Here is a 21725-nt window from a genome sequence, read left to right as displayed (position 1 = left end):
CTATCCTAAAAAAATATTCAATTACAAAACGCCTAGAGAATTATTTTTATGTGGCTAATTTATTCTTGCAATTTAGGTAAAATTCTAATATAATAACAAATAATAACCCAATTATGACAACATTAAAAATCTGTTTATCACTTAGAGTGAAAAACATTAAATATACCATTGTCAATCTTAAGAATATAGACATTTTTTCAAAATAAGATATTTTCTCTGCCTTGTTGAAATAATATCTTTCTAACATATATATTACTATAAAGCAAATAATAAATATAATAAATAACTTAAAAAACTCATTAAAATAAAATTTTATCATAACTATTTCCTTGTTTTAATTCAGACATATATACTTCTCCATATTTAGAAAAAGGTATTGGAAATATTTTTAATTCAGATAACAACTTGCTAAACCATAAAGATACTGAATTTTGAGTTTTTACTTCCATTAAATACTTATTTTTTAGCAAAAGCTTCCCACTATCTCCTTCTTCGAGCTTCAAATACTCTCTTCTATTTTTTATATTTTTATCAATAGTAAGTCTTATATCTTCGTTCAAAAATTTATAAGCTATCCTATCATAAATCAAAATAAGTTTAGGATATAATTCGTAAAAGTTGACCATATATCTTACTTCTTTTGAAATTTGATTTTTTTTAAAATAATTTCTACTATTAATATCAAGAAGATTATATGCCTCATCTAACTCTATACTAAATCTTCTCTTGTAAACCACTCCTTGGTATTTTCTTTTTATCTCAATAAAAACTAAATCCTTTTTTTTAGGGAGACAATAGCTTCTTATTCTTAACTTTTCTTTAAAAATCGGTCTCTCCAATGATTTTTTAATTAAAAGATCAAAACTTGTATCATAATACAAATTATAAATAGTAGATTCTCCATAGACATCAGTTATTATTTTATCCTTCAAAAAATCAAATAGTTGTAAATATTGAAATTCATCTAATAAATATTTTTTTTCTATCCTATTAAAATATTGAACTCTATCACTCATAAATAAACCCTTTTTGATAATAATCAATAAATTTAAATAATGTGTTAATATGCATAGGATACCAAGATTCTAAATTTTCATTAATAGAACTATATATGTCATCAACATTCATCCATCTAACATTTCTTGTTTCGTTAAAATTTGGTCTTATTTTACCTTCAGCTTTACACAAAAAAGTTTGAAGAATAATTGAATAACCTCCTGATAAATTCTGAGTACAGCAAAATGGAGTATAACTATTAACGGTATATTCACCTACTTCTCTAATATCTATGTTATTTTCACCAATAATTTCTATAACTGTTAATCCTGTTTCCTCTCCTACTTCTCTTTTTAATGCTTTAAAAATATCTTCATATTCTCTAATCTTTCCTGCTGGTAATTCTAATAAACCTTTTTCAAAAATTTCATTTTCTTTATATCTTTCTTGAACTAAAATATTTAATTTATTATCTTTAATCCTATAAATTAATGCTCCAACAGCAGGAATAGCAAATAATTCTTTCAACAAATTTTCTCCTTATATAACTTTATTAACATCATCAAACAAATTAACAAAAAAATAAACCCTTTTCACAAGAAATATCAATTAATTTTATTATTTTTGTTCAAAAAATTCTCTCTTATTACAAAACAAACTTATTGTATAAATAGCTTTTCTAAGAGTCTCAATTGAATCAATTTTACAGTTTATACTGCTATTATTGTTCATATATCCTAGTTTTGTTTTGCACATATAATTATTTAATTTATAATATCCATAATTAAAAATTAAATCTTTCGGAAAATAACTTAATCCTTCTATTTCAAAATAATTCATATTTCCAATTATGGAAAAATCTAAATCTAAAAAATCAATTACTTGCATACTAAACGTTTGAACTTTTGAGTCTTTTTTTTGTTTATGCTTATATATTCTTTTAAACGCTATATAAATTATTGATTTTATAAATTCAAAATTTTCTAAATTATCTATATTATCCCAATTCGTAACATATTCATCATATATTTGCAAATCATCATCTAAATTTGAATTTCTTTTTTTGCAATTAATTCTATAGTATATTTCACCATGGTTTATTTTAAAAATATATTTTGATTTATCCCATTCAGAATCACTATACCTAAATTCGACGCGTTCTTCATACGAAATATCCCATAATTTTATATTAAATACATCATCCAATATGGCAACAAATTCATCTTTTGGATTGTTAATTAATGGTTTATAAAAAGTATATTCCTTTTCTATTCTAGATTTTTTAAAATTCATATTCCTCAAAAGCCCTTTCATATTTACTTTTTTTACTTTTTAAGAACCCTCTAGATTCAATATATTTTCCTATATATATCAATTCATCAAAAATACTTGGTGAAACAAATACGTCTGTCTGTTCATAGGTTTCCATTTCAAATTCAAAAATCTCTAATTTATTACAATCATTCTTTGATACATCAAAGAAAGCTACTCCTATTAGTTCAAGTTTATTCAATACATTTTTATTTTTTTTATTAATTAAAAAACCATATCTTCTAGTATTAATTTTTTTTAACGCACATAAATCCATACAATCTATATTTAAAGATTTTTTTAATATATCATGTATTTTACAATCAATACTAAGAAGCTCTTTTTCTGTTAAATTTTTTTTATCAATCTTGCATGAATATTCATATCTACTCCATATACCATCTTTTATGTCTCCTGGAAGTTTCATATTGATAGATATTTGTGGTCTCTTACGAATTCTATATGAAATACCCAGTTTCTTCAATCTAAAATCTAAAGTATCATAATAAACATCATATAGCTCAGCTGTTTTATATGGGATAACATCATAATTCAATTCCAAAAATTCCATTATCTCTATAAAATCGCTCTTATTGTTCAATAAATATTTTAATTCATTTTCTATTATTAATTTTTCTCTAATACGCATAAATTAAAACAACCTCTCAAATTAAGTATAAATCAACCATATTTTAATAAAATTCTCAAGCAAAAGTTCAATATAACATTTATTTTTAAAAATTAAGTCTAGCAATTAACTTCTTAAATTCATAAATTAATTGCCAGACCATAATTATACCTTTTTGCCACTTTTTACCTTAAATTTAAATTAAAAACATTAAATCTCCAACATCAAATAATATATGAAATTACTTTAATTCAACAGTAGCTCCTACTTCTTCTAATTTAGCTTTCATTTGTTCAGCTTCTTCTTTAGCTACTCCTTCTTTAATAGCTTTTGGAGCGTTGTCAACTATTTCTTTAGCTTCTTTTAATCCTAATCCGCTTAAGTCTTTAACAGCCTTAACAACTTTCATTTTTTCTGCTCCAACTGATGCTAAGATTACATCAAATTCTGATTTTTCTTCTGCTGCTGCAGCTGATTCTCCACCTGCTACTGCTCCTACTACTACTGGTGCTGATGCAGAAACTCCAAATTTTTCTTCTGCTGCTTTAACTAATTCATTTAATTCAAGAACTGATAATTTTTCAATTGCTTCTAATATTTGTTCGAAATCCATAATATACCTCCTAAAATTTTACGCAACCATTAAGCTGCTTCTTCTTCTTTTTTCTTTCTTAGTGCATCTAACATATACACAAAATTTGATACTGGTGCCTTGAAACTTCCAAGTAACTTTGCGATAAGTACTTCTCTTGATGGAATATCTGCAACGGCTTTAACTTCGTTAGAATCTAAAATTTTTCCTTCTAAGATACCAGCTTTAATAACTAATTTTTCATTTGACTTAGCAAATTCGTTAGTGATTCTTGCTGCAGCTGTTAAATCTTCTCCTGAAAAAGCAACTGCGCTTGGTCCTTCTAAGTATTGACCGAAATCTCCAAAACCTAATTCATTGAAAGCTAATTTCATCATAGTGTTTTTGTAAACCTTATATTGAACACCAGCTTCTCTGTATTTGTTTCTTAATTCAGTAACTTGTTCAACAGTTAACCCTCTGTAATCAACTAAAACTAAAGAACCTGAACTTTCGATTTTTTCTCTGATTTCTGATACAACAGCTTGTTTTTGTTCTAAAACAAAATCTTTCATCTCTTTCACCTCCACAAAAGGCTACATATAAAAAAATCTCTACCAAGAGTAGAGATAAAATACAAAATAAAGTATTTCCACCTATGTAGGATTTTTAAACGAATGTCCCTACGGTCTTGGGTAGCCTATAAAATTAACATATATATTATATCATATTTCAAAATAAATGCAATACTTTTTTAAAAATTTTTTCATATTTATTTTATTTTATTTTTGTGGTAGAATTATATATATAATTAATTAGGTGGTTTTTATGTTAAAATATTTTTTAGTTTTATTTATTTCAATGCTACCTGTTGTTGAGTTAAGAGGAGCGATTCCTTATTCACAAGCAATGGGACTTCCAATTTTAAGTTCATATATAATTGCAATAATTGGAAATTTAATTCCTGTTCCTTTTATTTATTTTTTTTCAAAAAAATTTTTAATTTGGGGAGAAAATAAAAAACATATTGGAAAATTTTGTGAAAAACTTTTATTAAAAGGTCATAAAGCCGGAGAAAAAATCTTAAAAAAATCAGGAAAAAGCGGAACTTTAATTGCACTTGCTCTTTTCATCGGTATTCCATTTCCAGGAACTGGAGCATACACAGGAATACTTGCCGCAAGTATTTTAGATATTGATTTTAAAACAAGTTTTTTATCAGCGATAATAGGAGTAATTTTGTCAGGAATCATTATGTCAACAATTAGTTTTGGAATTTTTTAGGAGGTCAATTTTGTTCTCCTTTTGTATTGCATAAATTTAAAATTTTGGTTATTATATAGGTAGATATTTTTATCTAATTTAATTTTGGAGGTAGATTATGGATTTTAAAATTGGAAATTCCGGATTAGTTAAAGTAATTTCTTTATTTGAAGGAAATGAAATTTGTGGAATTAGCGAAGAATTAAAAAACTATGTAAAAGAAAGTAAACTTTTTAATGGAAAAAGAGGAGAAATTTTTTCAAATCTTGGACCAAACACTGAAAATGTAATTTTATTGGGATTAGGTAAAGAAGAAGAAAATTCTCTTGAAAATATTAGAAGAGCTTATCTTTCTCTTGGAAAAAGTTTAAAAGCAAATAATGTAAAATCTTGTAACATAGAAATCAAAAAATTTGATGGACTTTGCTATAAATTAGTAGCTCAAGCTATGATTGAAGGTATTGTAAATGTTACTTATTCTTTTGATAATTTCTTAAAAGAAAAGAAACCTTGTTTTGATTGCGAAGTATTCTTTGATGTTCTGGAAGATAAAAAAGATCATGTTGAAAACGGAATTAAAGAAATCAAAGCAATCATGGAAGCTGTATTTATGTGCAGAGATCTTGTAAATAGACCTGCAAACGATATTTATCCTGAAACTTTGGCAAATTTTGCTAAAGAAGAACTTGAAAAAGTTGGTATTGAAGTTGAAGTTTTAGAAAAGAAACAAATAGAATCTTTAAAAATGGACGCATTCTTAGCAGTTGCTCAAGGTAGCGACCTACCACCTAAATTTATAATTATGAAACATTTACCAAACAAAGATGAAAAACCTATTGTTTTAGTTGGTAAAGGTTTAACTTATGATTCAGGTGGATATGCAATCAAACCTGCTACAGGAATGGTTACCATGAAAACTGATATGGGCGGAAGTGCCTCTGTTATTTCAACAATGTATGCAGTAGGAAAAATGAATGTTCAAAGAAATGTAATAGCCCTTGTTGCATCTTGTGAAAATATGATTAACGGACACGCTTACAGAAATGGTGATATAATTTCTTCAATGAAGGGTTCAACTATTGAAGTAGTTAATACTGATGCCGAAGGAAGATTGACTTTAGCTGATGCTATTTACTATGGTGCTTCAAAATTAAATCCTGAATGTATAGTTGATGTTGCTACTTTAACAGGTGCTTGTATTCAAGCTCTAGGTTCAAGAGTTATCGGTGCTGTAAGTAATAATGATGAAGTTTTTGCAAAAATTAAAGAATCAGCAGACTTTATGGGTGAATATTTATGGAGATTCCCTGTTTATGAAGAACATAGAGAAAGTGTAAAAGGAAAAGTTGGAGAATTACTCAATGCAACTGGACCAGGAACAGGTGGTGCAATTACTGCCGGAGTTTTCTTAGAACATTTTGTTGAAAATACTCCTTGGGTTCATTTAGATATTGCAGGTCCTTCATTCTCAAGTTCAGCTTGGGGAACAAATCCTGAAGGTGCAAGTGGAACACCTGTAAAAACTCTTTATAACTTTGTAAAAAAATACAATAAAAAATAATTAAAAATTTAAAAATGGTATGCTTTTTGTAGCATACCATTTTTTAAAACTTAAATTTTCTTAATCTTAAACTGTTTAAAACAACACTTACTGAACTAAGGCTCATTGTAAATCCTGCAAGCATTGGATTCAAATATCCAAAGGCTGCAAATGGAATTGCAATTATATTATAGAAAAACGCCCAGAATAAATTTTGTTTTATTATCTTAAGTGTCTGTTCGCTAATATTTATTGAATTTAAAAGTGTATTCAAATTTCCATTCATCAAAGTAATATCGGCAGTTTCCATTGCAATATCCGTACCTGTTCCCATAGCAAAGCTAATGTCTGCACTTGCAAGTGCCGGAGCATCATTTATTCCGTCTCCTACCATTGCAACAATTTTTCCTTGTTTTTGCAATTCTAAAACTTTTTGAGATTTTTCATCCGGCATAACTTCATAAAGTACATTTTCTATTCCAAGTTTGTTTGCAACTTTCTTTGCAACTACTTCACTATCCCCTGTTATCATAAATACGTCAATATTTTTTTCTTTTAATTTTTTTACAATTTCAAAAGCATTGCTTTCAACTTCATCTTCTAAAACTACAAAACCGGAAAGATTGTTTCCTATTGAAATAAAAATTGTAAGTAATTCATTTTCTATATTTAATTCTAATTTTCCGATTTTTTCTTCAATAAATTTCTTTTTACCAATCAAAACTTCTTCATTATTATAAATTGCTCTAATTCCCATTCCTGCAATAACTTTTAAAGCTGAAATTTCAATTTCTTTTACATTTTTTTCTTTACAGAAATTAACTATTGACTTAGCTATCGGGTGGTCAGTATTTTTTTCTAAGGAATAAATTATACTTAAAAAGTCATCATCAGATAAATTTCCATTGTTTTTAATTTCGACAACTTTTAACTCTCCGGTTGTTAGAGTTCCGGTTTTATCAAAAATTATACTATCCATCTTATGAATTTTTTCTAAAACTTCTCCACTCTTTATTAAAATCCCATTTTGCGCAGAAACTCCCGTACCGGACATAATCGCAGTTGGAGTTGCAAGTCCAAGTGAACAAGGACAAGCGATAACCATAACTGCACAGCTATTTAACAAACTTGTTGTAAAATCTTTTGTAATTAAATATGTTATCAAAAGAGTTACAAGTGATGACAAAATTACTCCAGGAACAAAAAACGCAGAAATTTTATCTGCAAGTCTTTGAACAGGGGCTTTTTTTGTCTGAGCATTTTGAACCAAATCAAGTATTTTAGATAATACAGAATTTTCTACTGTACTCTTTACTTCAATTTTTAAAATTCCCTCGATATTATTGGTTGCTCCAATAACAGTATCTCCTATATTCTTTTCGACAGGAACGGATTCTCCGGTAATCATAGCTTGATTTACAGAACTATTCCCTGAAATGATAACTCCGTCAACGGGAATTTTTTCATAAGGCTTAACTAATACAATATCTCCGATTTTTACATCTTCAATATTCTTTTTAACTTCTTTATCACCATCAATTACAATTGCATAGTCCGCTTTTAAGTCCATCAATTTCATAATTGCCCCGAAAGTATTTGATTTTGCATTTGATTCAAAAAATTTACCAAGTAAAATTAAAGTTATAATCATTGCAGAACTGTCAAAATAAACATCAACGCTTCCTATTAAAACTTTATAAACTGAATAAAAATACGCCATTGAAGTTCCAAAAGCTATTAAAACATCCATATTTGTACTTTTGTTTTTTAAGTTTTTATAGGCATTTATATAATATCTCTTTCCAACATAAAATTGAACAACACTTGCAAAAGCCCATTGAACATATCCATTCAACATAAACTTGTGCATATTAAACATATGGAAAAACATCGAAACCATAAGAGGAATACTAAAAATCAAAGATATTATCAAATCTTTCTTTAAGCCTTTAATTTCATCTTCATATATATTTTTTCTTACCTCTTTTTCCTTTTTTACGGAAATTTTAAACTTTTCTAAAACAGAATTAATTTCATCTAATGAAACAACGTCTTTTAGATATTTTATTTTTAAAATATCTTCCTCATCTTTTACCAAAACTGTATCTTTTTCTTTAAGCTCTGAAATTATATTTTCAATATCAGATAGTTTAAGACTACTCTTTTCAATCTTTAACTCATCACGTTTCGGCTTAAAACCAAGTCTTTTTATAACTCCGATGAGCCCTTCAACCTTTGCTCCGTCTACAACAGATACTGTAACAGTTTTGCTCATAAGATTTACAGAAACATCTTCTACAATCTTAAGTTTAGAAAGTCCCTTTTCAACTTTCATTACACAGGATTGACAAGTCATTCCATCTACAAAAATATTAACTTTTTTGCTCAACAAAAGCACCTCCTAATGACATTTTTGAAATTAAAATCTCTAACAACAAGTCCATATCTCTACTCTTTGTCTTTATATCAGCCTCTACTGAATAAGCTAGATGAATATAATTACAAAGAGTTTCTACTGAAAAATTATCGCAAACGGAATACAATTTTTTACATTCATAATTTGAAATTTTAAGTTCTTTAGAAATATAGTCTATATGTTTTTGTTTTGACTTCAAAACTTTTACTCCTAAAAGATTTCTTATATATCTAACAATCATATAAAATGTAGAAAAAGAATCTTCTCCTGACTTTTTAAGTTCAATTAAAATTTTTATTGAATTTTTATAGTCTTTTTTAGAAATCATATCAAGCAATTTAAAAATACTATTTTCAAATTTATCTATTAAAATTTCATCAACATCTTTAAAATCCAATATTCCTTTTGAAAAAGAATCTGTTAGTTTTTTTACTTCATTTTCTACATCATATAGATTTTTTTCTCTACTACTATCTAAATACCCAATTCTATCGATAATATATTTTAATACAATATCTTTAACTTCGATATTTTTTGAAACAAATCTTTTTTTAATAAATTTAAAGAGTTCAATTTCGTTAAATCGAGTAAGCTCAATATTATGACCTAAAATTGAAATTTCTTTATAAAATTTCCCACGAAAAGCAACGCTTCCCTTCATCACCAAAAGAAGAACTGTCGTCTTTGGGATTTTATTTATATAGTCGTACATATTTTCAAAAAAAGTTTTATAAGTAGAAACACCACTTTTTGAAAGATTTACATTATTAACTATAATAAGCCTTTTATTGCTAAAAAAAGGCGCCGTTTCACAATCAATCTTTAGTTTCTGCAAATCAATTTTTGCAAAATCATACTCAGCATAATTCATATCGAAAAAATCTTTTTGAACAATTTTTTCTTCAAACAATTCTACAAATCTATCTATTAAAAAAATTTCTTCTCCACTTAAAACATATATTCCATTAAGCTCTCCATTTTCCAAGAGTTTCATCGCCTGTATATAATTCATAATTCCTCCTAAAGTTTAAGTCTATAACTAAATCCTTTTTAATTTTAATTAAAACGAAAAACACAAACAAATACATTATAATATTTAAAATATCCATAAAATAAAATTTTACAAAAACAAATATATTATCCTTTAAATCTCGAAAACCGATAATTTTTTCTTCAAATCTATCCAACTCAAGCATAATATTCCCTTGTAAATCCGTTCTAAAAACATCAATTCCTACCGATTTCATCCTACTTAAAGCATCTTTATGTGGGTGATTATATCTGTTTTTATATCCGCAAGAAATTATTGCGCTTTTAGGACTTGTTGCAAGTAAAAATTCACTCGAACTTGAATTTTTACTTCCATGATGAGGAGTCTTTAAATAATCACAGTCTATATCTTTTTTAACAAGTTGATTTTCCGTAAAAGCTCCAATATCTCCTGTAAAAAGTATCTTTTTCCCATTCACTATCGCTTTAACTAAAATAGATCTCTCATTTTCTTCTAAAGTATCTCTAGCCTTAAAAATTTCCAAATCCATATCTTTTAAATTTATTTTCGTACTATTTTCAATATCATAAATATTTTTTGCCTTAACTTCTCCATATTTTTTTACAAAATCTCTATATCCATTTTTTCTGAAAAACAAATTTTTAATCTCCACTTCTTTGGATAAATAAGTCAAATTTTTGCAATGGTCAGCATCTAAATGTGAAATAAACACGAAATCTAAAACTTTAACTCCACTTTTCTTTAAATATGGAATCAAAACGGATTTCCCGTTATCTCCATTACCAAAAGTGCTACCACCTGTATCGATTAAAATATTGTTATATTTTCCTCTTATTAAGCAAGCATCTCCTTGCCCTATATCTATAAAATTTATTCTAACTTTATTTTCATAAAAACATGAAATATTTGTAAAAACAAACATAAGAAAAATAGAAATAATTAAGAATTTCAAATTTTTAACTTTGAAATATCTTAAATTTCTTCTTTCAAAGTAAATTAAAATTAAAATATATGTAAAAATCAAAAAAACTAAATTGTATTCATAAAAAATTATATTTAGATTAATATTTTTCAAAAATTCAACATTTATTCTTATAAGACTTAGCAAATTATTTACAAAAAAACCTAAAATTAAAGATATTTTTAAACTTAACAGTCCAAATAATAACATAAAAAACGAAATAACTATACAAATCACAAAAATTGGCGTTAAAAATAAATTGCTAAAAAATGTCGTCAATGAAAATTTGCCAAAAACATATAAAATAATCGGTAAAATCATAAGAAAAATAGAAAAAGTCAACTTAAAAGATTTTCTTATAAAACTATCTCTACTTTTTGAAAAATATGGTAAAATTTTTATAATTCCAAAGACTGAAAATGTACTTAAATACAATCCAACATCAAAAATCATATATGGATTTATGAGTAAAATGATAAAAACAGTTAAAAATAAGTCATTTTCTCTGTCTTTAATCTTTCCAAAAAGAGAGGAAAAAATCGTGATAAACAAAAATATTTCTGCTCTTACAACACTTGCAGGATTTCCTATCAAACCAGAATACAAAAATATAAAAAATAAAATTATAAGCTCTCTAAAAATTCTTTTAAACGGTAAAAAAATCAAAATCTTACTTAAAACAATGTAAATAATTCCAATATGTAAACCACTAACTGCTAAAATATGAGAAAGTCCTATCTCTCTAACATCATTTTCAAAGTCTGTATCAAAACTGTTTGAAAGAAATATTTTTTTCATAATATTTGAATTTTCTACTGAAAGAGAATTGTCAAAAACATTTTTAACATAAAAATAAAAACTTCTCTTTAAACTTTGTTTTTCTCCAATTTTCTTAACATCGTTTGAATAAACATTAGAAAAAATCTTGTTTTTTAGATTAAATTTTTTATAATCAAAAAGTCTAGGATTCCCATTTGAACGTATTTCTGTAAGTTTTCCACTTACTTTTATAATATCTCCAATTTCAAATTGTTTCTCATTTGTAAAAAGTAAAATTTTTTCACAACTTTCTACATTTTCAATACTTTTTAATTTAATTTCGTGTTTGTATCCATTTCCGTTAGAAACAAGAGTTGAATTTAAAACTTCTCCGGTAAAAGTAATCTTTCTATCAAAAAAATCTTTTAAATCGCTCTCTTTTTCAGCAAAAAAGCTAACAAAAAATCCTAAAGAAAACATCAAAAGAAATAATTTCAATCTATTGAATTTTAAAATATGTAAAACAAAAAACGCAAAAACAAAAATTAGCGCACAATAAAATTTTGTAAAATGCTCAATCTTCAAAAAATAACAAAATAAAATTCCACATATCAAAGAAATTAAATAAAAAACAATATTTCTTTTCATACTTCCTCCAAATACAAAATCATAAAACAATAAAATATTTTTCATAAATTCATAATTATTAAATCATAATTCCTTTTTTATAATTAGATTTAGGTTATTATGATGAAATAATTATAGCTTTATCATAAGGCATAAATCCATAATTATTATATCATAATTTGAACAATAAAAAAGCAGTACAATTTGATTGACTGCGTTTTATCTGATATTAAATTTAAAAACAACTTTATGATAAAAATCCAATCCTTTTACGATACTTAATATTCGGTTATTTTTTGGAAAACTTATTATTTAACAATAAAAAAAGAGCATAAGCTCTTTAATCTATATACTTAATATTTCCACTTGCTGATTTTTTTAGTCTATTCATTATTGAAAAACCTAGTCCTTGTTCCTCACAACCTTCAACGATAATTAAATCAACTTCTTTTTTGTCCAATTCTCTAAGTCCTTTAAATAAATTTTGGGACATTTCTTCTAAGTTGTTAATTGAGCCTAAAGACAATATATTTTCATTTTGTATATTTAAAATAGTTTCATCAAATTTAAATATTCCAACTTTTAAATTTTCATTATCTTTTAAAATATTTTCAATTTCTACTGATGATTTTTTTCTATCTTTTGCCATGATAACTAAAACTTTTGCCTTTGGAGCATAATGTTTATATTTTTGTCCCGGAGATTTAGGAATTGTATTTCCAGTTACAAGTGCATCGTCAATTAAAATTTCATCTTCGTATTTTAAAAAATCCTCTCTTGTATAGAATCCCGGTCTTAATATTGTATATGGTTTTTTAGTCAAATCTAAAACTGTTGATTCTATTCCAATATTACAAAGTCCTCCGTCAATTATTGCAGAAATTTTTCCGTCCATATCAACAAAAACATCTTCAGCTGTTGTTGGGGAGGGCTTACCTGAAATATTTGCTGACGGTGCAGCTATCGGAACGCCACATTCTTCGATTAAACTTCTTGCAATTTCATTGCTAGGCATTCTAATTGCCACTGTATCAAGTCCACAACTAACTCCGTTTGGTATTATTTCTTTTTTCTTCATAATTACTGTTAGAGGTCCTGCCCAAAAGTTGTTTAAAAATTCTTTTATTTCATCATTTAAACCATAAACTAAACTTTCCATCATTTCATAACTTGAAATATGTAAAATCAATGGATTATCCTGTGGTCTGTTCTTTGCTTTAAATATTTTTGAAACTGCTATTTCTGATAAGCCATTTGCTCCAAGACCATAAACTGTTTCTGTTGGTATCGCAACAACTTCATCATTTAATATTAATTTTGCAGATTCTTTTATATTTTCTTCTGTCGGTTTTAGTATCTTAGTCATAAATTATTTCTCAATCCCTAAAGATTTTTTTGCTAAATGGTCTGCAAGGTCATTATATTTATCATTAGAATGAGCCTTAACTTTTACAAATAAAATCTCTATTTCCTTTCTAAACTCTCTAATCTTATCTCTATATCCCATTGTGAGTGGCAAGTTACATTTCCACTCTCCATTAGCCCAAGATGAAATTCCCTGATAATCATAAAAAATTATAATTTTTTTCTTTCCAAGCTTTATTGCCTCACTAATCGCCCTAACCGAACCAAAAAGTTCTCCGGTTACATTTCTACTTTTTGCAACTTCAGGATTTTGTCCTTTACCATAGAGTTCAACAATATCATCTTTTAAAATAAGTACAACACCATATCCGTATTCTAAAGTATCTTTTTTATATGAGCCGTCAACATAAGCTATAATTTCATCATCACTTGTAATTTCAAATTCAAACTCTTCCGATTTTAATGCTATATTTTTATCATCTAAATATTCTTTAGCTTTATCCAAAGATTGAAAAGATTTATAAATCGCTCCAGAAAAACCTACAACTTGTTTTTTACATTCGTCCCAAGTTCCAAAAATTCCGGTAGATTTTCCAACCTTAACTGCATAATATTTTTTAGCCAAAAATAACCCCTCCTATTTCTTTTTCCAAGTTGTTGATGAAAATAATACTAATATAGGGAATATTTCAAGTCTTCCTGCAAGCATTGCTAAGGATAAAACTATCTTATTGAAATAAGTAAGACTTGCATAATTTCCTGTAGGTCCTACAATTCCAAGTCCTGGTCCTATATTATTAAATGTCGCCATTACAGCTGAAAAAGCGGTTGTAAAATCCGGAACTGTAAAAGAAATCAAAATTGTAAAAATTATTACTAAAAATATATAAATTACAAAATAACTCTTTACCTCTTCCACAACTTCATTTCCAACAAGTTTGTTATCTACTTTTATACTTAAAACTCTTTTAGGATTTATAGCTTTTCTAACTTGTAAAATAGATGACTTTACCAAAATAATAAATCTGGATATTTTAAGCCCACCTGCAGTTGATCCTGCACAAGCACCTGTAAACATCAAGAACAATAATATGGCACGAGAAAAAGTCGGCCATTTCCCAAAGTCAACAGTAGCATATCCGGTAGTTGATATTATTGAAGAAACTGTAAAAAATATGTCCTTTATAGCAGTAAGATATGAAGTATAATTATGTCTTATATTGAAAAATATTAAAACAACACTTCCAAAAACTATAAGCAAATACCATCTTAATTCTTCACTCTTAAATCCATCTCTTGCTTTTCCTATTAGAATAACATAATATAAATTAAAATTAATCCCGAATATTATCATTGCAGTTGCTAAAATCATTTCAACTGCCGAACTATTATAATATGCAATTGAATTAGCTTTTATTCCAAAACCGCCTGTTCCTGCCGCTCCGAAAGCATGAACAAAAGAGTCAAAAATAGGATGACCAACTAAAATTAACACAATTATTAAAATGCCTGTCATAGCAAAATAAATTTTATATAAAAGTCTGGCAGTATAACTCATTTTTGCAACAAATTTCCCAAAAACAGGTCCCGGAACTTCTGCTTTCATAATATGAGAATTTCTATTTGAACGAGGTAAAATTGCAAGTGCAAAAACTAAAATTCCCATTCCTCCAATCAAATGTGTAAAACTTCTCCAAAATAATATTGAATGACTAATTTCTTCAACATTTGTCAAGATGCTGGCTCCGGTAGTTGTAAATCCACTTGAAGTTTCAAAAAATGCATCTATAAAATTTGGTATTGAACCTGAAAAAACAAACGGTAAAGCTCCGAAAGCTGATAAAAGTATCCAAGATAATGAAACTATTATAAAGCCCTCTTTTTCATAAAAAGCACCACTTGCATCAGATTTATATCCTAACAAATAACCACTTAACAATAATAAAAACATTGTTACTAAAAAGCTTAAAATATTGCTATAATTTTCTTTATATATGAAAGAAACTATAACAGGTAAAAGTAAAAATCCTGCCTCAATATATAAAATCTTACTCAAAATATATCTTATAATCTTATTATTCATAATACACCTAAACCAAAATACTATCTATATTTTGTATCACATTTGCCTTTGAAATTATTATTACAGTATCTCCAACCATTATAGAATCTTCTCCGGTTAGAAAAATCAATTTATTATCTCTGATTATATATGCTATAAGTACATTGTCCTTTATATCCAAATCTTTTAAAGGAATGTCTATAGCTTTAGTTTTCTTATTTATTTTTATTTCAACAGCCTCAACATCATTAGATAGTCTATGTAAGGTTTCTATATTTGAGCCTTCACTGTTAATAATTGATCTAACTACACTTATTATTATATCTGAAACTAATTTTTTAGGTGTAACAAAAGAAAAAGTATCTGTTGGCGAAATTATATTTAAAAGAGAAATTCTACTGACTTTTGCTATTGATTTTTTAACATTAAGTTTTTTAGCAAACATTCCTAACATAATATTTTCTTCATCAATTCCTGTTAATGCTACACAAGCGTCATAATTCTTCAATCCTTCTTCATCTAGAACATCAGAATCTGAACCGTCTGCACAAATAACTTTCACTTTTGAAGGAAATTTCTCACTAAATGAAGTTGCTATTTCTCTATTAACTTCAACTAATTTTACCTTTATATTTTCCTTAATTAAATTAGATATTAAATAATAAGAAATTTTGCTACCACCTATTATAAAAACAGATTCTATTTTTTTATCTCCAATTTTTAACATATTATAGAATTTATAAACAAATTCATCAATTCCTGTAAAATGGACTTTGTCTCCTTCTCTTATAACAAATTCTCCTGAAGGTATAAAAATTTCACCATGTCTCTCAACAATTCCAATTAAAATTTTTATATTAAATTTTTGTTGTAAATCCTTAATTTTAACATCTTTTAAAGGACTATTTTCTCCAACCGAAATTCCTATAAGCTTTACTCTACCATCAACAAAAGTTTCAACTGAATGAGCAAAAGGATACTTTAATCCTCTAGAAATTTCTCTGGCAGCAACAAATTCCGGATTTATTACTAAATCAATCCCCAATGCATCTTTAACAAAATCATATTTAGCATAATATTCAGGATTTCTAACACGAGCTATAGTATATTTTGCACCCAAATTTTTTGCGAATATACAAGATATAATATTTACTTCATCACTATCAGTAACGGAAATAAAAATATCACTATCTTCAACTCCTGCTTCATCTAAAACCTCATAGTTTGTTCCGCTTCCAAAAATTCCCATAATATCATATTTAGATAACATCTCATTCAATATTTCTTGTTTTTTTTCTATTAAAACAATATCATTATCTTCTATATTCAAATCAGTAAGTACGTACTCTCCAAGTTTACCCGCTCCAACAATTATAATTTTCATAAATACCTCCAATTCATAGTATATCATATTTTTTAAAAACTTCAATAGAAACAAAATCATTATAAAAAATATTCATAATTTGATATTAATTATTAAAGTTTTAAAGGTTTTTCTAGGGGTAAAATAGAGTTGTAAAACAAATATGTTTTTTAATATTATTTAAATTTTAGGAGGAATAAAATGGCATTTGAATTAGTAAAATTAAATTATGCTTATGACGCATTAGAACCAGTAATTGATAAGGAAACTATGGAAATTCATCATAGTAAGCATCATCAAACTTATGTAAACAATTTAAACAACTTAATTAAAGATACAGTTTTTGAAGATGCTACTCTAGTAGAAATCTTAACTCACTTAGAACATGCTCCAGAAGATAAGAAAAACGGAATTAGAAATAATGTTGGTGGAGTTTTCAACCACAACTTATTCTGGGAAAGCATGACTCCGGGTGGAGCAAAAGAACCTGTTGGAGAAGTTGCTAAAAAAATAGCAGAAAAGTTTGAAAGTTTTGAATCTTTCAAAGAAGAATTTAACAAAAAAGGTGCCGGACAATTCGGTTCAGGTTGGGTATGGCTTGTAGCTGATAAAGATGGAAATATTGAAATAGTTTCAACTCCAAACCAAGATTGCCCTATTACTTGTGGAAAAATTGTTCTTTTAGGAAATGACGTTTGGGAACATGCTTATTACTTAAAATATCAAAACAGAAGAGCTGAATACCTAAAAGAATGGTGGAAAGTTGTAAACTGGGATATAGTTGAGGCTAGATACCAAAACGGAATGAAAGAAACTTGTTCTTGTGGTTGTGGCTGTGGTTGCTAATTAAATATTGTATATTAAAAGAGATTTCAAAAATGAAATCTCTTTTTTAATGTAAATTATTCTTCTTCATCAATAATTTCTGCAACATACAACATCAATGAACATATAATTGATGCGAAAAGAACGACAAAAATGGATAATTTTTTAACATCGCTTGGTGAGTTTATATTCTCTAAATACATAGTACACTCCTTTATGTAATAATTTCACTGTAATTTACTAATTAATTACTTAATAATATCCTATGTATTTATGAATAATTCAAAAGTTTAAAAAGCTTTTAGAATATGATAGAATATATCTATATAAAAATCTAGGAGAATAAAATGAAAATAGCTTATATATTTTTTAATGGTGTACTTTTAGGAAAAGAAAAATTTTTCAAAAATTTTTTCAAAGAAAATAATGGAGATATTTTTTGTGCAGATGGTGGTTCAAATCTTTGTTATGAATTAAAATTAATTCCTAATGAAATTTGGGGCGATTTAGATTCTATTGATAAAAATATTTTAAAATTCTATGAAGAAAAAAATGTAACCATAAAAAAATTTCCAAAAGATAAAGATTTTACAGATTCAGAATTAATATTAAACCATATAAAAGAAAAAAGTTATGATAAAATATATTGTATTGGAGCTTTAGGCGGAGATATAGACCACGAGCTTACAAATATAAATTTAATGTTCAAATATAATAATTTATATTTTCTAAAAGAAAATGAAATACTTTTTAAAATTGAAAAAGAATTTGAATTTAAAAATTTAAAAGATACAAAAATTTCATTTATTCCATTTTCAGAAAAAATTGAAAATTTATCTTTAAACGGTTTTAAATACGATGTAAAAAATATAACTCTAAAAAAGGGAGATTCCCTTTGCATTAGCAATATTATAAAGTTAGATTCTGCAAAAATAAATTTTGAAGAAGGAAAAATTTTATGTGTTATAAAAACTTTACCTTTCCATAATGCTTAGCATCTGGTGAATTAAAAAAAATTTGATATTTATTATTAAATATCTTTACTTTTAAAATTTTTTGGAGTATAATGTAGTTGTAGCATAAGAGAAAATGTTATGCAAAAAAATTATATTTTGAAAGGGGATTAAATTATGGCTTGTACTACAATTCTTGTAGGAAAAAATGTTAGTTTTGACGGTTCAACAATGGTTGCTCGTAACGAGGACTCTCCGTCAGGTCAATTTTGTGAAAAAAAATTCATCGTTGTTCACCCAAATGAACAACCTGTAAAATACAAATCAGTTCTTTCTCATGTTGAAATTGATTTACCTACTAATCCTATGCGTTACACTTGTATGCCTAATGCAGTTGATAACAATGGAATTTGGGGAGCTTGTGGAGTTAATGAATTAAATATTTCTATGTCTGCAACTGAAACTCTTACTTCAAATGAAAGAGTTCTTGGCGCTGACCCACTTGTAGAATTCGTTCCAGCAGTTGGAAAAGAAGGAGATGAAAATTACATTCCTGAAAAAGTTGGTGGAATTGGTGAAGAAGATATGGTTACCTTGGTTTTACCATATATCAAATCTGCTCGTGAAGGTGTAATTAGACTTGGAGAAATTTTAGAAAAATATGGAACTTATGAAATGAATGGTATCGCATTCCAAGATGTTAATGAAATTTGGTGGTTAGAAACTATCGGAGGTCATCATTGGATTGCAAGACGTGTTCCTGATGATTGTTATGTAATTATGCCAAACCAACTTGGACTTGATCATTTTGATTTAGAAGATGCTTTTGGCGAACAAAAAGAATATATGTGTTCAGCCGATTTAAAAGAATTCATAAATAGATACCACTTAAACCTTTCTATTGATGGAGTTTTAAATCCAAGAGATGCTTTTGGTAGTCATTCAGACGCCGACCATACTTACAATACTCCAAGAGCTTGGGTATTACAACGTTATTTCAACCCAAGCACAAATTATTGGGACGGAATGGACGCAGACTATGTGCCTGAATCTGATGATATTCCTTGGTGCAGAACACCTGATAAGAAAATAACTGCTGAGGATATTAAATATGCACTTTCTCATCATTTCCAAGGAACTCCTTATGACCCATACGGAAAATTCTCAGCTGAAAAGGGTAAATTTAGACCGATTGGAATTAATAGAAATAACTTCTTAGGACTTGTTCAAATAAGACCTGATATGCCTGAAGAAATTAGAAGTATCGAATGGCTTTCACTTGGTTCAAATGTATTTAATGCAATGATTCCTTTCTATGCAAATATAGATAAAACTCCAAAATATCTTGCAAACACAACAGGAACAGTTACAACAGAAGATTTCTACTGGACAAATCGTTTAGTTGGAGCTTTGGCAGATGCACATTATGCATCTTGCAGTTCACATATTGAACGTTACCAATTAGCAATTCAATCAAAATGTACTGAAATTTTAAATAAATATGATAATGAGTTTTTAAGTGGAAAAGTTTCAAAAGAAAATGTGGTTGCATTCTGCGAAAAAGCTAACGAAGAAATCGCAACTGAACTTAGAAAACAAACAATCGACCTACTAAACAAAGTGCTTTACACAGCAAGTTGTGAAATGAAAAATGGTTTCTCAAGGTCAGATGCTTAAAAATTTGAAATTTAAAGGGAGTATTATTTTACTCCCTTTTTCTTTTTACCTTTTTTGCTATTTTTATTAATCTCTTTTTTCAATTCTTCCCTTTGTTTTTTAAAATAATCTAAAATACTTAATAATTTCAAAATTAAAATCATGGAAATTAAGATTTTTTCAAAAATTCCAAACTTAAAAAATATTAACATTGCAATACAAATCGAAACTATCAGTACATTTATGATTAAATTAAACTTTTTACTTGCTAATATATTCATAATATCTCCTTTTTTAAAATCAGCTAAAGTATATCACTTAGAGGCCTTATTGTCAATTTAATTATATTAATGTATAATATATATATCAAACAAATTTGGAGGTTTTTATGGATAGAAATTATGTTACAAATTTATTAGAAGAATTGCTAAATATTTACAGTCCGACAGGAGATACTGAAGATGCAATTCGTTTTATGGAAGAAAAATTTAAAGAATTAAATATTCCTACAAGAAGAACAAATAAAAATGCTTTAATCGCTACAATCGAAGGAGAAGAAAAAGAGGCTATAACTTTTTCAGGACATGTTGATACATTGGGCTTAATGGTTAAGGAAATAAAAGCAAATGGACGTTTAGCTTTTAGTTTAGTTGGTGGTTTTTCTCCAACAAGTGTTGAAACTGAAAATGTATTTATAAAAACTTATGACGGAAAATTAATTCCAGGAACTGCACTTTACAACGAGGCGTCAGTTCACGTTTATGATACTACAACAACAGCAACTCGTTCAATCAAAAATATGGAAATCAGAATTGATGAAGACGTTAAGACAGCAGAAGATGTAAAAAAACTTGGAATTTCTGTTGGCGATTTCATCTGTCTTGACCCAAGATGCAGAATTTATGAATCAGGATTTATTAAATCAAGACATTTAGACGACAAGGCTTGTATAGCGAGTATGATGGGACTTGCAAAACATATTGTAGAAAATAAAATCAAATTAAAAAATACAATTAACTTCTTCGTAAGCAATTACGAAGAAATCGGACATGGATCAAGTTTCATTCCAGAAAATACTGTTGAATTCTTCGCTGTAGATATGGCAGCTCCGGGAGTCGGACAAGCATCAGACGAAAAAGCTGTAACAATCTGCGCAATGGATTCCTCAACACCTTATGACTTAGGAATGAGAAACAAATTAAGAGCTATTGCTGAAAAAAATAATATCGATTATAGAATCGACATTTACCCACATTACGGCTCAGATGCAACGGCTGCACTAAGAGCAGGACATGATATTCGTTGTGCTTTAATCGGACCAGGAGTTGACGCAAGCCATAGCTATGAAAGAACTCATATACTAGGAATAGAAAACACATACAGATTAATGTTAGAATATTTATTAAACAGATAATTC

General features: G+C 27.3%; 21 protein-coding genes and 1 other annotated feature. Of the genes, 6 read left to right on the top strand and 15 right to left on the bottom strand.

The window, feature by feature from the left end; genetic code table 11:
* Positions 1 to 299 precede the first annotated feature (299 nt).
* The 6 genes from IBJ83_RS03525 to rplJ all read right to left on the bottom strand — a co-directional run bounded on the left by IBJ83_RS03525 (position 300) and on the right by rplJ (position 4081).
* Positions 300 to 1016 carry a polyphosphate polymerase domain-containing protein gene (locus IBJ83_RS03525; protein ID WP_201275324.1) on the bottom strand — a complete coding sequence of 239 codons (717 nt, stop codon included), beginning with the start codon at positions 1014 to 1016 and terminating at the stop codon, positions 300 to 302.
* A complete protein-coding gene (locus IBJ83_RS03520; protein WP_201275323.1) occupies positions 1009 to 1524 on the bottom strand; it encodes an NUDIX hydrolase in 516 nt (171 codons plus the stop codon). The genes IBJ83_RS03525 and IBJ83_RS03520 overlap by 8 nt, the downstream gene beginning before the upstream one ends.
* Positions 1525 to 1614: 90 nt before the next feature.
* Positions 1615 to 2289, bottom strand: coding sequence for a hypothetical protein (locus IBJ83_RS03515; protein WP_201275322.1), 675 nt, complete (start codon positions 2287 to 2289; stop codon positions 1615 to 1617).
* Positions 2279 to 2956 carry a CYTH domain-containing protein gene (locus IBJ83_RS03510; RefSeq protein WP_201275321.1) on the bottom strand — a complete coding sequence of 226 codons (678 nt, stop codon included), beginning with the start codon at positions 2954 to 2956 and terminating at the stop codon, positions 2279 to 2281. Before IBJ83_RS03510 ends, IBJ83_RS03515 begins: the two co-directional genes overlap by 11 nt.
* Before the next feature lie 220 nt (positions 2957 to 3176).
* Positions 3177 to 3548, bottom strand: coding sequence for a 50S ribosomal protein L7/L12 (rplL, locus tag IBJ83_RS03505; RefSeq protein ID WP_201275320.1), 372 nt, complete (start codon positions 3546 to 3548; stop codon positions 3177 to 3179).
* 29 nt (positions 3549 to 3577) lie between these two features.
* Positions 3578 to 4081 carry a 50S ribosomal protein L10 gene (gene rplJ, locus IBJ83_RS03500; protein ID WP_201275319.1) on the bottom strand — a complete coding sequence of 168 codons (504 nt, stop codon included), beginning with the start codon at positions 4079 to 4081 and terminating at the stop codon, positions 3578 to 3580.
* 21 nt (positions 4082 to 4102) lie between these two features.
* Positions 4103 to 4220: a sequence feature (ribosomal protein L10 leader region), on the bottom strand.
* Between the two features lie 114 nt (positions 4221 to 4334).
* On the opposite strand from rplJ, the gene IBJ83_RS03495 reads away from it, so the two are divergent.
* Both IBJ83_RS03495 and IBJ83_RS03490 read left to right on the top strand, forming a co-directional pair.
* The gene (locus tag IBJ83_RS03495; RefSeq protein ID WP_201275318.1) at positions 4335 to 4790 is read left to right on the top strand and encodes a COG2426 family protein; all 456 of its coding nucleotides are present in this window, start codon (positions 4335 to 4337) and stop codon (positions 4788 to 4790) included.
* A 97-nt stretch (positions 4791 to 4887) separates the two neighbouring features.
* A complete protein-coding gene (locus tag IBJ83_RS03490) occupies positions 4888 to 6330 on the top strand; it encodes a leucyl aminopeptidase (protein ID WP_201275317.1) in 1443 nt (480 codons plus the stop codon).
* 43 nt (positions 6331 to 6373) lie between these two features.
* On the opposite strand, the gene IBJ83_RS03485 is transcribed toward IBJ83_RS03490, so the two are convergent.
* The 7 genes from IBJ83_RS03485 to trkA form a co-directional block, all read right to left on the bottom strand.
* Entirely contained in the window at positions 6374 to 8707 is a 2334-nt protein-coding gene (locus IBJ83_RS03485) for a heavy metal translocating P-type ATPase (RefSeq protein ID WP_333473016.1), read from the bottom strand.
* Positions 8682 to 9737 carry a DNA polymerase III subunit delta gene (gene holA, locus IBJ83_RS03480; RefSeq protein WP_201275315.1) on the bottom strand — a complete coding sequence of 352 codons (1056 nt, stop codon included), beginning with the start codon at positions 9735 to 9737 and terminating at the stop codon, positions 8682 to 8684. Before holA ends, IBJ83_RS03485 begins: the two co-directional genes overlap by 26 nt.
* Positions 9691 to 12105 carry a DNA internalization-related competence protein ComEC/Rec2 gene (locus IBJ83_RS03475; RefSeq protein ID WP_201275314.1) on the bottom strand — a complete coding sequence of 805 codons (2415 nt, stop codon included), beginning with the start codon at positions 12103 to 12105 and terminating at the stop codon, positions 9691 to 9693. Before IBJ83_RS03475 ends, holA begins: the two co-directional genes overlap by 47 nt.
* Positions 12106 to 12424: 319 nt before the next feature.
* Positions 12425 to 13450, bottom strand: coding sequence for an L-threonylcarbamoyladenylate synthase (locus tag IBJ83_RS03470; RefSeq protein WP_201275313.1), 1026 nt, complete (start codon positions 13448 to 13450; stop codon positions 12425 to 12427).
* A 3-nt stretch (positions 13451 to 13453) separates the two neighbouring features.
* On the bottom strand, positions 13454 to 14074 hold the full coding sequence (locus tag IBJ83_RS03465; protein WP_201275312.1) for a ribonuclease H1 domain-containing protein: 621 nt from the start codon (positions 14072 to 14074) through the stop codon (positions 13454 to 13456).
* 12 nt (positions 14075 to 14086) lie between these two features.
* Positions 14087 to 15532: a TrkH family potassium uptake protein gene (locus IBJ83_RS03460; protein ID WP_201275311.1), complete on the bottom strand. Its 1446-nt coding sequence runs from the start codon at positions 15530 to 15532 to the stop codon at positions 14087 to 14089.
* Between the two features lie 7 nt (positions 15533 to 15539).
* The gene (gene trkA, locus IBJ83_RS03455; RefSeq protein WP_201275310.1) at positions 15540 to 16895 is read right to left on the bottom strand and encodes a Trk system potassium transporter TrkA; all 1356 of its coding nucleotides are present in this window, start codon (positions 16893 to 16895) and stop codon (positions 15540 to 15542) included.
* Between the two features lie 180 nt (positions 16896 to 17075).
* Between trkA and IBJ83_RS03450 the strand changes: the two genes are divergently transcribed.
* Positions 17076 to 17720, top strand: coding sequence for a superoxide dismutase (locus tag IBJ83_RS03450; RefSeq protein WP_201275309.1), 645 nt, complete (start codon positions 17076 to 17078; stop codon positions 17718 to 17720).
* 56 nt (positions 17721 to 17776) lie between these two features.
* Here the strand turns inward: IBJ83_RS03450 and IBJ83_RS08480 are convergent, their stop codons facing one another.
* A complete protein-coding gene (locus tag IBJ83_RS08480; RefSeq protein ID WP_269902518.1) occupies positions 17777 to 17902 on the bottom strand; it encodes a hypothetical protein in 126 nt (41 codons plus the stop codon).
* 144 nt (positions 17903 to 18046) lie between these two features.
* Between IBJ83_RS08480 and IBJ83_RS03445 the strand changes: the two genes are divergently transcribed.
* Both IBJ83_RS03445 and IBJ83_RS03440 read left to right on the top strand, forming a co-directional pair.
* On the top strand, positions 18047 to 18694 hold the full coding sequence (locus tag IBJ83_RS03445) for a thiamine diphosphokinase (RefSeq protein WP_201275308.1): 648 nt from the start codon (positions 18047 to 18049) through the stop codon (positions 18692 to 18694).
* Between the two features lie 135 nt (positions 18695 to 18829).
* Positions 18830 to 20329, top strand: coding sequence for a C69 family dipeptidase (locus tag IBJ83_RS03440; protein WP_201275307.1), 1500 nt, complete (start codon positions 18830 to 18832; stop codon positions 20327 to 20329).
* Positions 20330 to 20352: 23 nt separating this feature from the next.
* Here the strand turns inward: IBJ83_RS03440 and IBJ83_RS03435 are convergent, their stop codons facing one another.
* The gene (locus IBJ83_RS03435) at positions 20353 to 20589 is read right to left on the bottom strand and encodes a hypothetical protein (protein WP_201275306.1); all 237 of its coding nucleotides are present in this window, start codon (positions 20587 to 20589) and stop codon (positions 20353 to 20355) included.
* A 107-nt stretch (positions 20590 to 20696) separates the two neighbouring features.
* Here IBJ83_RS03435 and IBJ83_RS03430 point away from each other — a divergent pair, with 107 nt between their 5' ends.
* The gene (locus IBJ83_RS03430) at positions 20697 to 21722 is read left to right on the top strand and encodes a M42 family metallopeptidase (protein ID WP_201275305.1); all 1026 of its coding nucleotides are present in this window, start codon (positions 20697 to 20699) and stop codon (positions 21720 to 21722) included.
* The last annotated feature ends 3 nt before the right edge of the window (positions 21723 to 21725 follow it).

The organism is Parvimonas parva (genome assembly GCF_016552165.1).
Classification (GTDB): Bacteria; Bacillota; Clostridia; order Tissierellales; family Peptoniphilaceae; genus Parvimonas; species Parvimonas parva.
The sequence above is the reverse complement of the archived record's forward strand: the minus strand, read 5'-3'. Positions and strand labels throughout refer to the sequence as shown.